The 13,007-nt window shown below is 55.8% G+C and carries 11 protein-coding genes; 2 read left to right on the forward strand and 9 right to left on the reverse strand.

All coding sequences use genetic code 11. From position 1 onward, the window contains the following. The first annotated feature begins 2 nt into the window (after positions 1-2). Positions 3-722, forward strand: coding sequence for an SDR family oxidoreductase (locus AC5S16_RS09630; protein WP_493929843.1), 720 nt, complete (start codon positions 3-5; stop codon positions 720-722). Here AC5S16_RS09630 and AC5S16_RS09635 read toward each other — a convergent pair. The 7 genes from AC5S16_RS09635 to AC5S16_RS09665 all read right to left on the reverse strand — a co-directional run bounded on the left by AC5S16_RS09635 (position 719) and on the right by AC5S16_RS09665 (position 8,165). Continuing rightward, a complete protein-coding gene (locus AC5S16_RS09635; RefSeq protein ID WP_493929844.1) occupies positions 719-1,816 on the reverse strand; it encodes a YeiH family protein in 1,098 nt (365 codons plus the stop codon). The genes AC5S16_RS09630 and AC5S16_RS09635 overlap by 4 nt on opposite strands. A gap of 402 nt (positions 1,817-2,218) precedes the next feature. After that, a complete protein-coding gene (locus AC5S16_RS09640) occupies positions 2,219-3,268 on the reverse strand; it encodes a 2-oxoacid:ferredoxin oxidoreductase subunit beta (protein WP_493929845.1) in 1,050 nt (349 codons plus the stop codon). Positions 3,269-3,283: 15 nt separating this feature from the next. Beyond that, positions 3,284-5,134: a 2-oxoacid:acceptor oxidoreductase subunit alpha gene (locus AC5S16_RS09645; RefSeq protein ID WP_493929846.1), complete on the reverse strand. Its 1,851-nt coding sequence runs from the start codon at positions 5,132-5,134 to the stop codon at positions 3,284-3,286. Positions 5,135-5,285: 151 nt separating this feature from the next. Then, positions 5,286-5,546 (reverse strand): hypothetical protein, encoded by a 261-nt coding sequence (locus AC5S16_RS09650; protein WP_493929847.1) that lies wholly within the window; start codon positions 5,544-5,546, stop codon positions 5,286-5,288. A 71-nt stretch (positions 5,547-5,617) separates the two neighbouring features. Continuing rightward, positions 5,618-6,682, reverse strand: coding sequence for a dihydrodipicolinate synthase family protein (locus AC5S16_RS09655; RefSeq protein WP_493929848.1), 1,065 nt, complete (start codon positions 6,680-6,682; stop codon positions 5,618-5,620). A gap of 19 nt (positions 6,683-6,701) precedes the next feature. Continuing rightward, on the reverse strand, positions 6,702-7,337 hold the full coding sequence (locus AC5S16_RS09660) for a class I SAM-dependent methyltransferase (protein ID WP_493929849.1): 636 nt from the start codon (positions 7,335-7,337) through the stop codon (positions 6,702-6,704). 87 nt (positions 7,338-7,424) lie between these two features. Beyond that, positions 7,425-8,165, reverse strand: coding sequence for a tetratricopeptide repeat protein (locus tag AC5S16_RS09665; RefSeq protein WP_493929850.1), 741 nt, complete (start codon positions 8,163-8,165; stop codon positions 7,425-7,427). 196 nt (positions 8,166-8,361) lie between these two features. Here AC5S16_RS09665 and AC5S16_RS09670 point away from each other — a divergent pair, with 196 nt between their 5' ends. After that, positions 8,362-8,991 carry a BON domain-containing protein gene (locus AC5S16_RS09670; RefSeq protein WP_493929851.1) on the forward strand — a complete coding sequence of 210 codons (630 nt, stop codon included), beginning with the start codon at positions 8,362-8,364 and terminating at the stop codon, positions 8,989-8,991. 61 nt (positions 8,992-9,052) lie between these two features. Here the strand turns inward: AC5S16_RS09670 and carB are convergent, their stop codons facing one another. Further along, complete coding sequence (carB, locus tag AC5S16_RS09675) at positions 9,053-12,352, reverse strand: carbamoyl-phosphate synthase large subunit (RefSeq protein ID WP_493929852.1); 3,300 nt, start codon at positions 12,350-12,352, stop codon at positions 9,053-9,055. 19 nt (positions 12,353-12,371) lie between these two features. Next, a complete protein-coding gene (locus tag AC5S16_RS09680; protein ID WP_493929853.1) occupies positions 12,372-12,959 on the reverse strand; it encodes an REP-associated tyrosine transposase in 588 nt (195 codons plus the stop codon). Positions 12,960-13,007: the final 48 nt, after the last annotated feature.

The following is a 13,007-nucleotide window of genomic DNA, read 5'->3' on the forward strand; positions in this document are numbered from 1 at the left end:
CTATGGCTCAAAGATTTTCAGACAATGTTGTGCTTGTCAGCGGCGGCGCCGGTGGATTGGGACGCGCCGTCACGCTGGCGTTTCTTAATGAAGGCGCTCGCGTAGTGATTCCTTATTTCAATGAGAAGGAATTCGCGGAATTAAAGACCGCTGCCAGCGTACATGCCTCGAACATCGAATCACAGCGTGTCGACGTGACCGATGAAGCCGCGGTCCATACCTTCATCATCGAAATTTTTGCGAAGCACGGCCGGCTCGATGCGCTAATCAATACAGTCGGCGGATACGCAGGCGGTTTGAAGCTATGGGAGATGGAAACGAAAGTATTCGACCGCATGTTCCATCTGAACCTCCAGTCCGGATATGCGTTGTCTCGTGCCGCAGTGCCCGTGATGCTCAAGCAGGGACACGGCGCTATCGTCAATGTTGCAGCGAAAGCGGCAGTCGATCATGCCGCAGGCGCATCTGCATACGCTGCATCAAAAGCCGCAGCCGTGGCGCTCATGGATTCTCTCGCCGCCGATCTGCATGGAACCGGCATCCGCGTGAACTCGATTCTCCCCAGCATCATCGACACACCCGCGAATCGCAATGCCATGCCTGATGCCGACTTCAGCAAATGGCCAAAGCCCGAGGACATTGCACGCGTTATCTTGTTTCTGTGCAGTGACGACGCCAAGGTCATCCATGGAGCCAGCGTGCCCGTCTACGGAACCAGCTAAAGATGAAATAGCCGGTCCGCTCCAACAACCAGCCCAAGCGTAATCAGCGCAATCGCAATTTCGCCCACAGCTCCAACGATGAACGGCCGCATGCCCTGTTTGCCCAATTCGCGGAAGCTCGTCCGCAATCCCACTCCGGCAAAAGTGAGCAGAAAGGCCCATCGCGACAGATTACCGATCGCAGTCAGCTGCGGCTTGTTGAAGAATCCAATTGTCGCCAGCAATGAGATCAGCAGGAAACCAAGTACAAACTTTGGAAACTTCTTCCACAGAAACGCGCCTTTGTTCTTGACTTCCTCTGCCTGTCCTTTCGATGCCCAGTAAATGGCATAGCCGAGCACGACGAAACCGATCAGCGCATTACGGCAGGTCTTCGCGAGGACTGCAAACTTCCCTGCAGCATCGGAGTAGATCGCGCCAGCGGCAGTCGCTTCAGCTGTATTGTCCACCGCAAGCCCTGCCCACAACCCATAGGCGTGGTCGCTCAGATGCAGCGCATGTCCCACCACAGGAAACAAGAAGAGCGAGATCGCTCCAAGCGCAAGAATAGCCGCGATGGCATACGATGAATCCTCCTCGTCCGCATCAATCGCGCCTTGCGTGGCAATGATCGCCGAAACGCCGCACACCGACGAGCCAACCGCAAGCAGCGTAATGAGCTTGGGAGGAAGCTTGAAACCACGCCCGAGGTACGTCATGAACGTAAGCGCCAGCGCCAGCTCAATGAACACAAGAATCAAGCTGAGGCCACCCAGCCGCAGGATATCTCCCAGAATGAAGCGTGCGCCCAGCAGCACAATGCCCGCCTTGAGCCAGAATTCATAGGTAGCCACGCCCGGCCGGAAAATCTCGGGCAACCCAACGGTATTCGCAATCACCAGGCCGATCACGATGGCCCAGAGAACATATTCGATGTTCGGTAAGACCAGATGATGCGCCTTGCCATAGCGCGCAATGAACTGCTCAATGAACTTACCGGCATAACCCACCGCAGCCAGCAGCAGGATTCCGGGAATGAGCTGCAGAAAATTCGCGAGCCAGCTCGTCGAGCGGGTCTGCGTAGACGCCTGGGGAAGAGCAACAGAATCTGCCATGATGTTCTCCTTTTCCTTACCAGGGAACTGTCTTGAAAATTCCAATACGGACGAGCAGGGCTCCGGCAAGCGCAAGCAGAACTGCCCAGCTGTCGAGAGAGAGGAAGCGGCCTTTTACAGAAGTAGCCATAAAATACTCCGAAGTGGATTTCACTGCGATGAGGATTCGCAGATGAGGTTGATTCAGATTTCAGGGAAGAAGCAGGAAGAGACTAGCGGCAACAACAGCCATGCATGTGGCGAAAAGAGGCGGGTTGGAAGATAGTTGCCATGCCTGAATAGAGTTCTACCACTGCAAGAGAAAAAACAAAAGCCCCTTCAACAGAGGCTTTGTTTTTTAAGAACTGTCATCCTGAGCGTAGCGAAGGATCTGCTTTTCGTTCGCAGCCGCACTCATTTACCTTAGCGCAGCTTTGCCATGATCTCATCCAGCACCTGTTTCGAGGGCCGGACTCGCTCCTCGGGCAGCGTTCCCAGCGGCTCGTCCACAAGGTTCAGCAGATCCGTAAAACTGGGCTTCTGCGTATCGATGTAGAAGACGCCGGTTAGCACTTCGCCTTTTGCATCGGCTTCCATCAACGCCTTGACAGCGGCAACGCGGTCCTTCGGGTTGTAGTCCTCATGCAGCTTGCGCAGGCGCAGATGCGAGCCATCGTGCATGGTTACGTCGTAGGTCGAGCCCTCGTCGTAATCAATGCTGATGTCCTCGAAATGCGGCACAAAGCCCGCTTCACTGATGGCCTCTTCATGCTCCTGCATGTACTTGTAACTCTTGGTCGAGCCCTCGTGGTCATTGAATGTCACGCAGGGCGAGATCACATCGAGCAGCACCGTGCCCTTGTGTGCGATCGCAGCCTTCAGCATGGTAAGCAACTGCTTTTTGTCGCCGGAGAACGAACGCCCCACAAAGGTCGCCCCCAATTGGATGGCAAGCGTGCAGGTATCAATCGCCGGGAGATCATTGATAACGCCGGTCTTGAGCTTCGAGCCGAGATCAGCCGTCGCCGAGAACTGCCCTTTCGTCAGACCGTAGACGCCGTTGTTTTCGATGATGTAGATGAGCGGCAGATTGCGGCGCAGCAGGTGCACAAACTGTCCCATGCCAATCGAGGCTGTATCGCCATCGCCCGAGACACCAAGCGCCGTCATTGTCTTGTTCCCGAGCAGCGCGCCCGTAGCGACTGAAGGCATGCGCCCGTGCACGCTGTTGAAGCTGTGCGCGCGCGCCAGGAAGTATGCCGGGCTCTTCGAAGAGCAGCCAATGCCGGAGAGCTTCATCACGCGTTCCGGCTGCACACCCATCTCATACAGCGCGTCGATGATGCGCTCAGAAATAGCGTTGTGGCCGCAGCCGGCGCAGAGAGTAGTCTTGCCGCCGCGGTATTCAAGAATCGGCAAACCCAGCCGGTTCACTTTCGGCGCGGGAGTCGGAGTTGCTGTCGTTGTTGCCATGGTTCGATTCCTTCCCTATATCCCTTCTTGCAGCACGAATTCATCCGTGATCGAACGCGCATCAATCGGCAGCCCGTTAAAATGCCGGATCGAGCGCAGCTTCACCGCGTCTTCTGCCGGCAGATCGAGCTTCAGCAGGCTCAGCATCTGCGCGTCGCGGTTCTGTTCCACGATGTACACACGGTCATGCGAGGCAACAAACTCGTGCACTTCTTTCGTAAAGGGAAAGGCCCGCAGGCGGAGGTAATCCGTCTCTACGTTATATTCCTTCCGGACCTGGTCGCGGCTTTCAAGCACTGCAAAGTCCGATGTGCCGAAGGCGATGATGCCGATCTTCGATTTACCGTCCTGCACAATCACCGGATGCGGCACCAGAGTGCGCGCCGTCTCAAACTTGCGGTTCAGCCGCTCCATCAGATTTTGATAATCGTCCGGACGCTCCGTGTATTGCGCCTTCTCGTTGTGTCCGCTGCCGCGCGTAAAGTATGCGGCCTTGGGGTGGTCCGTGCCGGGAAGCGTGCGATATGGAATCGCATCGCCGTCAACATCTTTGTAGCGGCCAAACTCTCCCAGACGCTTCAGGTCTTCCGCCGTCAGCACCTTGCCGCGATCGAGAGGCTTCTCAGGATACGCAAACGGCTCGGACATCCAGTTGTTCATGCCGAGGTCGAGATCGCTGACCACGAAGACCGGAGTCTGCAACCGCTCCGAAAGATCGAAAGCCGCAATGGCAAACTCGTAGCACTCCTTCACGCTTCCCGGCAGCAGCATGACGTGCTTCGTATCGCCATGCGAGAGATAGGCAATCGAGAGCAGATCACCCTGCGCCGTGCGCGTCGGCAGTCCCGTTGAAGGACCGACACGCTGGATATCGAAGATGACTCCGGGCAGCTCAGCAAAGTAACCGAGACCGACAAACTCCGCCATCAGCGAAATGCCTGGGCCGGAAGTCGCCGTCATCGAGCGAGCGCCTGACCATCCTGCGCCCAGCACCATTCCGACCGCAGCCAGCTCATCTTCCGCCTGGACAACGGCAAATGTCGCCTTGCCATCCGGCTCGACACGGTATTTCTTCAGATAATCAATGAGCTGTTCGACAACCGAGGACGAGGGCGTAATCGGATACCACGTCACCACCGTGACGCCGGCGAACATCGCGCCCAGCGCGGCTGCCGAATTGCCGTCGATGATGATCTTGCCGTCAGTCTCGTGCATGCGCTCGAGCGCGTAAGGGTCCTGCTTGGTCAGCGACTGCGCAGCGTAATCATATCCAGCCTGCACAGCAGCCCAGTTCAGGTCGGCGGCCTTCTGTTTCTTGGCGAACTGGCGGCGCAGCGCGTTCTCTACCGCGGACATGTCAAACGAGAGCAGCTTGGCCACCACGCCGACATACACCATGTTCTTGACCAGCTTGCGCAGACGCGCTTCCGGACAAACCGCGGCGGTGAGCTTATCGAAAGGAACGGGGTAACAGACAACGTCTTCGCGGTATTGTTTGAGGTTCAGCGCCTCTTCATAAATCGCAACCGCTCCAGCAGGCAGCGACAGGATATCTTCCTTCGCCGTCTCCGGATTCATAGCCACCACAATGTCGATTTCTTTTTTGCGTGCAATGTAGCCGTTCTTGCTTGCGCGAATGGTGTACCAGGTGGGCAGTCCAGCGATGTTCGACGGAAAGAGGTTCTTGCCGCTTACCGGAATTCCCATCGCAAAAATGCTCTTGAGCAGGACGCTGTTCGCTGACTGCGAACCCGATCCGTTGACAGTGGCTACCTGGATGCTGAAGTCATTGATAATACGCTTGGAAGCGTCGCGTACAGATGCGCCCGAGGCTTGCTGGCCTAGCGCAACGTCTCCTGTCGCCATTGGGCGAAGTTCCCTTCAGTGTGAAAGTGGAAAGAATGCTATCTTTCACATTCCATTATAGACGCCATAGGAGGAAATGATGTATTTGTGCGTCTCAGTGGGAAATTTTCTGTTTAAGCGGTATGAAATACAACGTGAATGGAAGAATGAATCAGGCCTTCTTTTCCAAGTGTTCCAACCGGACATCGTGTTGCCCCAGCGTCCGGTAAAACTCCCGAAACTCGAGTTGAATTTCTTTCCGCAAGGAATCTATCTCTTCATGCAACTCTTTGCGGCCATTTGCAATTTCCTGGTGCAATTCCTTACGGCTGCTTGTTATCTCGGCACGCAAGTCTCTCGCATCGCTTCGATTGAATAAGATTCCCGCAATGATCGCGATGAGCGGTATCCCGATTGTCAAAGCGTCATGCACGAAAATACTCCTCAAACAGCTATAACTTCACTATTGCATCATCTCCTGGGAAACTACAACGCTAAATTGAGCTAATGCCGCACATCCGCCATCACTTTGGTGACCACCGCCTGCTCCTCCGCATTCAACGGAAGCAGCGGAACGCGAGGAACGCCGCCGTAGTAGCCATTCAGATCGCAGGCAAACTTGATGCCCGGAATCCCGAATTTCCCCGCAACCACACGCGATGCCTCGACTATCCGCTCCTGTTTTAACGCAGTCAGTTGCGGGTCGTTGTCTTTCCACGCCATATAAATTTCCTGGCAGGACTGCGGAGCGCACGCTGCAAAAGCCAGCACGGCCCCGCTTGCTCCGATATCAAGTGCTTCTTTCACGTTGTGTGGCGACCCACTCAAAACCTGAAAACCGACATCCTTCTTGCGTGCAGCCACAACTTTTGTAACGGTTGTGGGAGGAGCAGCAACAGCAGCTCCACTTGCGCCGAGAGTCTCAGCAGACAACAGCGCTGCTTCCGCATTTGCCTCTCTGAGCAGCATGCGATTGGTAAACGCTGTAAAAACATTCGTGACCACAGTAGACCGCTTCGGCGCATTCCGCGTCGCCGTCACAACCTGCGACAAACGCTCTACACTGCCACTCGAATCCTTGAGCCCAATAATGTTTGGATGCTGCGCCAATTCCGCTACTACTTCGACAGGCAGTTCGTAATGCGTAAATTTAGGAATGCTGTAGAGCACCACCGGCAGCGGCGAACGGTCAGCCAGCATGCGGAAATAAGTCAGCATCTCGAGCGGCCGCATCAGTGCCCCATAGTAGTGCGGCGTGCGCACCAGCACGGCGTCGTACTGCTGTTCCGCAGCAAACTCGGCCAGCTTCAACGTAGCTATCACACTTTCCCGCCCAACTCCGGCAAGCAGAACTTTCTCTGGAGATGCAGCCTCGCGCGCGGCCCGCAGCACATCGCGCGATTCATCATCGTTCAGCATGATAGCCTCGCCCGTCGACCCCAGGACGACGAGCCCAGCAATCGGCGCGCGCGAATAATGCTCGACATTCGCTTCGAGTTTTTGCAGATAAAGCCGCCCATCAGAAAATAACGGCGTAGTAATGGCGGGAAAGATGCCTTCAAGCAGCATGAAGTTATTTTAGGTGATGTTATGACTCGGGACGAACGCACTCGACTCCCAGGCAGTTTTGCCAGCGACCCTCGTCTTCTACTTCAAGAAATGCAGGCATGGGGTTATCGTGAAACGTCGCGCGGCGCACCTGCCGGAAACCAGCCTGCTCCAGTTTTGCTGAGATCGACTTGAAATCCCACATCCACAGATGAGCGCTCCTGCCGAAGATCACGCGCAACAGACCACTCTGTCCATTACGCGCCTCTTTTATCCCAAGGCCGCTCGCGCGCATGAACTCACCCGCCGCATCCATCTCATGGCTCTCGACATATTGCCGTATCAGGTATTCGAGATCCGGCAGGACAAAACGAAAGACCCCACCCTTCACCAGATACTTATAGGTATTGTTGATTGCTGCTTCGAAGTCCTTCAGCGCCAGGTGCTCCAGAACATGAGAGCAATAAATTGCCTTCGCTGACTGCTCCGGCACTGGTAGGCCTTTCACAATATCTCCATACTGAATGTTGCCCGGATAGTCGGGAAATCCACGCTTGATCAATTGCGGCTTCAATACTGGAAATGTTTTCTGCAGCCAGAAGGCTGGCCCTGCATCAAAGTTCAGCCACGACGTCGGAGCACAGATGCCACAGCCATACTGGACATATTGAGACATAAGCAAAATCCCATTCCAATCAAGAAATTGAAATTACTATAGCAAGTGATTTTCGATGCTGCGGAATGCCCTCGGTTTGTTCTGATCCTAATGGCCTTCCCCAGGAAATGACCCCGTCTGCGCATTCATGATCTTCAGAATCTGCGCCTTCACCGCATCATAACCAGGCTTGCCGGAAAACATCTGATAATCGACATTCTTGCCGCCGCCTTCGCCCGAAATCTGAAACTGTCGCTCGCCTTGAGCCGCCTGTTCGGCATGTGCCTGGGCCCATGATTTCTGGTCAAAATCGTTGCTTTCCACCGTAAACACCCACACGCGCCTGACCTGAGCATCTTTTACAAGAAAGCGGTAATAGACATTGAATTTTCCCAGCGGCTTGAAATACTCAATCGCTTCCAAGTGATACTGTTTCACCGGAAACATATCGACAAGAAACCCGTTCGTCTGCATTGCCTCAGGGGCATTGGCATCAGCGTGCAGTTTGCGCAGCAAATCGCGTTCAGCATTGCGTTCCTGCGTTTTGCCCGCAACCGCATAGGCCACAACCAGCGTGGTGTGTACCTTCCAATTATTCGGATCAAGCTGCTTCGCCTTCTCCGCATATTGAACAGCAAAATTACCCTGATACAGCTCCAGCGCAGCGCCTGCTGCATATAGATTGGCGGCAACATCATTGGGGTTGGCCTGCAACGCCTGCTGAAAAGCCGCGAGCGCTTGTTGCGGCTGGTGGTTCTTAAGATCGGCAAGCCCCTGGTCTATTGCGGATGACTGAGCAGGAGAGGATGACTGTGCAGGCTGTGCCTGCTGCGCGGAAACAGCTGTCATTCCTCCGAAAGCAATCGCCAGCCCCAACCCAAATGCCCTCATACAAATACTTTCCCTCACGAAGGCAACCTTAGCATATGCAATGAAAGAATCGCCTCGCCCAAAGAAACTTCCCCAGTCAATCCGTGTCATAACCGGAGAGGGTCTGGTGGGTGTCACCAGAAGCGCGGATAAAAACTTGAACCGAGGTTCTTGAATGCAGAGATCCGGACAGATTACAACCGTTGTGCTGATGAGCATGCTGCTGGCCGCTGCTGGCTGTAAAAAGACTGCATCTGCGCGAAACGACCAGCAGATTGAGAGCGACATCCAGACGAAACTGGCAGCAGATAACACGTTGCAGGGCCAGAGCATTGTTCCTGCCGTCGACCACGGCATCGCCACATTGACCGGCACGGTTAACACGGAGGATGCGCGCACACTGGCAGGCTCCGATGTCGCCTCAGTCGAGGGGGTCAGGACGGTCGTGAATGATCTGACGCTTCCCACCGAACAGGCCGCGGCGCCATCCTGTGGATGCCCCGCACCTGCTCCAGTACATGTGCACCGAAAACACTTTAGAAGCCACCCCGTGCTGACCGCACAGAATGAAGAGCCAGTCCCCCCGGCGCCCCCTGCAGTGTCTCCTGAACCTGCGACTGCTCCAGCTCCGCCAGCACCAGTCACAGTTGTCCGGCCGGCACCGGTTGTCGTCGTTCCGCCGCCCGTGTATTATCCGAGGCCGTATCTTTACGCCTATGGCCCGGGTATAGGTATATGGGGCAGACCGTGGGTACGCCCAGGCTATAGATTCTATGGAAGACCCTACTTCTACGGAAGACGGTAGCAGATCTGCTTTCCGTTGTAACAGCACGAAAAGGCTATCCCACGTGGGATAGCCTTTTTACTTACCGGGCAGCAGCCTGCGCCGCGTGCAAGTGCTGCAGCGCATTCACCGTGGTTGAATGCTTCTGCAGTGCCTGGATACCTTCAGCAGCCGCCCGTGCAGCTGCAATCGTCGTAATCGTCGGAATCCGCTGCAATACTGCTGCGCGCCGAATGGCCTTCTCATCGAAGAACGGGTCCTGCCCATGCGGCGTGTTCACAATGAGCTGAATGCGCTCGCCCTTGATGAAGTCCACGACATTCGGCCGCCCTTCCTTCACCTTGTACACGCGCTCCACAACCATCCCCACCTGCTCCAGCACATTGGCCGTGCCTTCGGTCGCCACCAGGTGGAAGCCCAGCTCCACATACTGCCGCGCCAGATCGACCACCTGCTGCTTGTCGCGATCGTTGACGCTGAAAAAGACCGTACCTTTCAGCGGCAGGTGCTGTCCTGCGGAGAGCTGAGCCTTCGCAAACGCTTCGCCGAAGTTGTCCGCCACGCCCATCACTTCGCCCGTCGATTTCATCTCCGGCCCAAGCACCGTATCGACACCCGGGAACTTGTTCCACGGGAAGACCGGTGACTTCACGAAGTAATGCGTCCCGGTTTCGAGGTCCTTACGCGCAGCCAGCTGCTCCGGCAGATACTCGCGCAGCTTGCGGCCTGTCATCAAGCGCGCAGCGATCTTAGCCAACGGTACACCCGTTGCTTTCGAAACATAGGGCACTGTCCGCGAAGCGCGCGGGTTCACTTCAATTACGTAAACCTTGTCCGGCTCGCCATTTTTGCGCTGAATTGCAAACTGCAGGTTAACCAGCCCGACCACATTCAGCGCCAGCGCGAGCTTGCGCGTATAGTCGCGAATCGTATCGAGCACCGCTGGCGCAAGATCCACCGCTGGCAGTACGCACGATGAATCACCCGAGTGGATGCCGGCCTCTTCGATGTGCTGCATGATTCCGGCAATCACAACATCCTGGCCGTCGCAGAGCGCGTCCACGTCCACTTCCACCGCATCTTCGAGGAAGTGGTCGATCAGTACCGGACGCTCCTGCGAATACTCGACTGCTTCTTTCATATAGCGGGCAACCGCATCGCTGTCATAAGCGATCACCATGGCGCGCCCGCCGAGCACATACGAAGGCCGCACCAGCACTGGATAGCCGATGCGCTCCGCGCCTTCCAGCGCCTCTTCGACGCTCGTCGCCATTGCCCCCGGAGGCTGCGGAATCTGCAGGTCCTCAAGCAGCTTGCCGAAGCTCTTGCGGTCTTCTGCAAGATCGATTGACTCCGGCGAAGTACCCAGAATCGGCACGCCTGCTTCTTTCAGCCGCAGCGCAAGGTTCAGCGGTGTCTGTCCGCCAAACTGCACGATCATGCCGACCTCAGCACCGCCTGAAGATTCATGCTCATACACGGCGAGCACATCCTCGAGCGTCAGCGGCTCGAAGTAGAGTCGGTCGCTCGTGTCGTAGTCCGTCGAGACCGTCTCCGGATTGCAGTTCACCATGATGGTCTCGTAATCGTCTTCCTTCAGCGCGAACGCTGCATGGCAGCAGCAGTAATCGAACTCAATTCCCTGCCCGATGCGGTTCGGCCCGCTGCCCAGGATAATGACCTTGCGCTTCGCCGTTGGCGCAGCTTCATCTTCCTCGTCATAGCTCGAGTAGAGATAGGGCGTCATGCTCTCGAATTCAGCCGCGCATGTATCCACCAGCTTGTAGATAGGCTTGATGCCATGCCTGTGCCGCAGCTGCCGCACTCTGGCAACACCTTCCTGCCCCGCAAGTCCCCACACATCGGCGATCCGCTCATCCGAGACACCCATGCGCTTGGCTTTTCGTAACTGCTCCGGTGACACATTGTCCGGATTAAATTCCGCCAGCGAGGCAATTGCATCCGTCACTTCCTTGATGTGGTACAGGAACCACGGGTCCATCGAAGTCATGCGCGCCACTTCACGGACGCTCAAACCGCGACGGAAAGCAAAGCGGATATAGTCCAGCCGCCCCGGCTTAGGCGTGACTAACATCTGCGTCAGGCGCCTCGGATCGAGAATCTCCGCACCAACCTTCTTGCCCGTCTCGAGCGAGCGCAGCGCCTTCATCAGCGATTCCTTGAAAGTCCGGCCAATCGCCATCACTTCGCCGACCGACTTCATCTGCGGCCCAAGGTTTTCATCCGCTCCCGGAAACTTCTCAAACTGCCACTTCGGAATTTTCGTAACCACGTAGTCAATCGTCGGTTCGAAGCATGCCGGCGTCATCTTCGTAATGTCATTCGGAATCTCATCGAGCGTGTAGCCCACGGCAAGCTTCGCCGCAATCTTCGCAATCGGGAATCCTGTCGCCTTCGACGCCAGCGCCGACGAGCGCGAAACACGCGGGTTCATCTCGATCACCGTCATGCGGCCCGTCATCGGATGCACCGCAAACTGCACATTCGATCCGCCGGTCTCGACACCGATCTCGCGGATGACCCTGATAGCCGCGTCACGCATCTTCTGGTACTCGCGGTCAGTCAACGTCTGCGCCGGGGCTATGGTGATCGAGTCGCCCGTGTGCACGCCCATCGGGTCCATGTTTTCGATGGAGCAGATGATGATGACGTTGTCGGCAAGGTCGCGCATCACCTCCAGCTCATACTCTTTCCATCCGAGCACCGACTCTTCAATCAAACACTCGTGCACCGGAGACAAATCCAGGCCCCGAGCCAGAATCTCCATCAACTCTTCGCGGTTATAAGCGATACCGCCACCCGATCCGCCCAGCGTAAACGAAGGCCGAATAATCGCCGGGAATCCAATTTTTCCTGTGAATTCAATGCCATCGCGAATGTTATTCACCAGCGCTGATTTCGGCAGATCAAGCCCGATGCGCGTCATCGCATCTTTAAAGAGCAGCCGATCTTCCGCTTTTTTGATCGCTTCAAGCTTCGCGCCGATCAGTTCCACTTCATACCGGTCGAGAATGCCGGCATCGGCAAGGTCTACAGCGAGATTGAGCGCTGTCTGCCCGCCCACTGTCGGCAGCAGTGCGAACTTGCCCGAGCGGCCTTCGTCCTTGAGCATCTGCGCTTCGATGCGGATGATCTCTTCGACATACTCACGCGTCAGCGGCTCAATATAGGTGCGATCGGCCAGCTCAGGATCAGTCATGATCGTGGCCGGGTTCGAATTCACCAGCACCACTTCATAGCCTTCCTGCTTGAGGGCCTTGCACGCCTGCGTGCCCGAGTAATCAAACTCTGCGGACTGGCCAATCACAATCGGCCCCGAGCCGATCACGAGAATCTTGGTGATGTCATTCCTGCGTGGCATCTTTTATTGCTCTTTTCCTCTAATAATCTTGTCGGGGAAGGAGATCCCCATCAAAATCCGCTGATTGTTGATCAGCAAATGACTTTAATCTTTGAAGGGGCACGGCTTCAGCCGTGCCATTAGTCTTATTCGGAAGAAGGGGCTTTAGCCCCTGAGGCACCGCATCTAATACGAACCCCGGATAAGCCGAGCTGTACGGATACTCCTGCGCAGAACTGCATAACTTCGCCTTCGCAGGATTCAGCCAGATGTAATATTTGTGCTTGTTGTAATCCTCAATATCCCGAACCCGGTGATCGGCAAATCCTCGCTGCCAGATATTGTGCTTCGTTTCAAATCGCAGCGCTGCCTGCCTTGAAAAACCACCCTTGATCATCTGTACTGCCCTTTCCAGACTCTCCTCGGGTGTGATGATCAAGTGGAAGTGATCCGGCATCAGAACAAATTCATGCAGCTGATAATGACTCTCATCGCGATATCGAAAGAGCGTCCCGAGAAACAGCTTCGCCCAGCGTTCATATTTGAAAAATGGCCGGCGCTCACTCGTCTCTGAAGTGACGAAGTAGGTCTGGCGATTCCTCGTAGCTGGTTCCCGCCTCAGCTTCACTGCAATCCCTCAGGGGCTAAAGCCCCGCTCTCATTTCGCTTTTTACGG

The organism is Acidobacterium sp. FHG110202_01 (assembly GCF_059115305.1).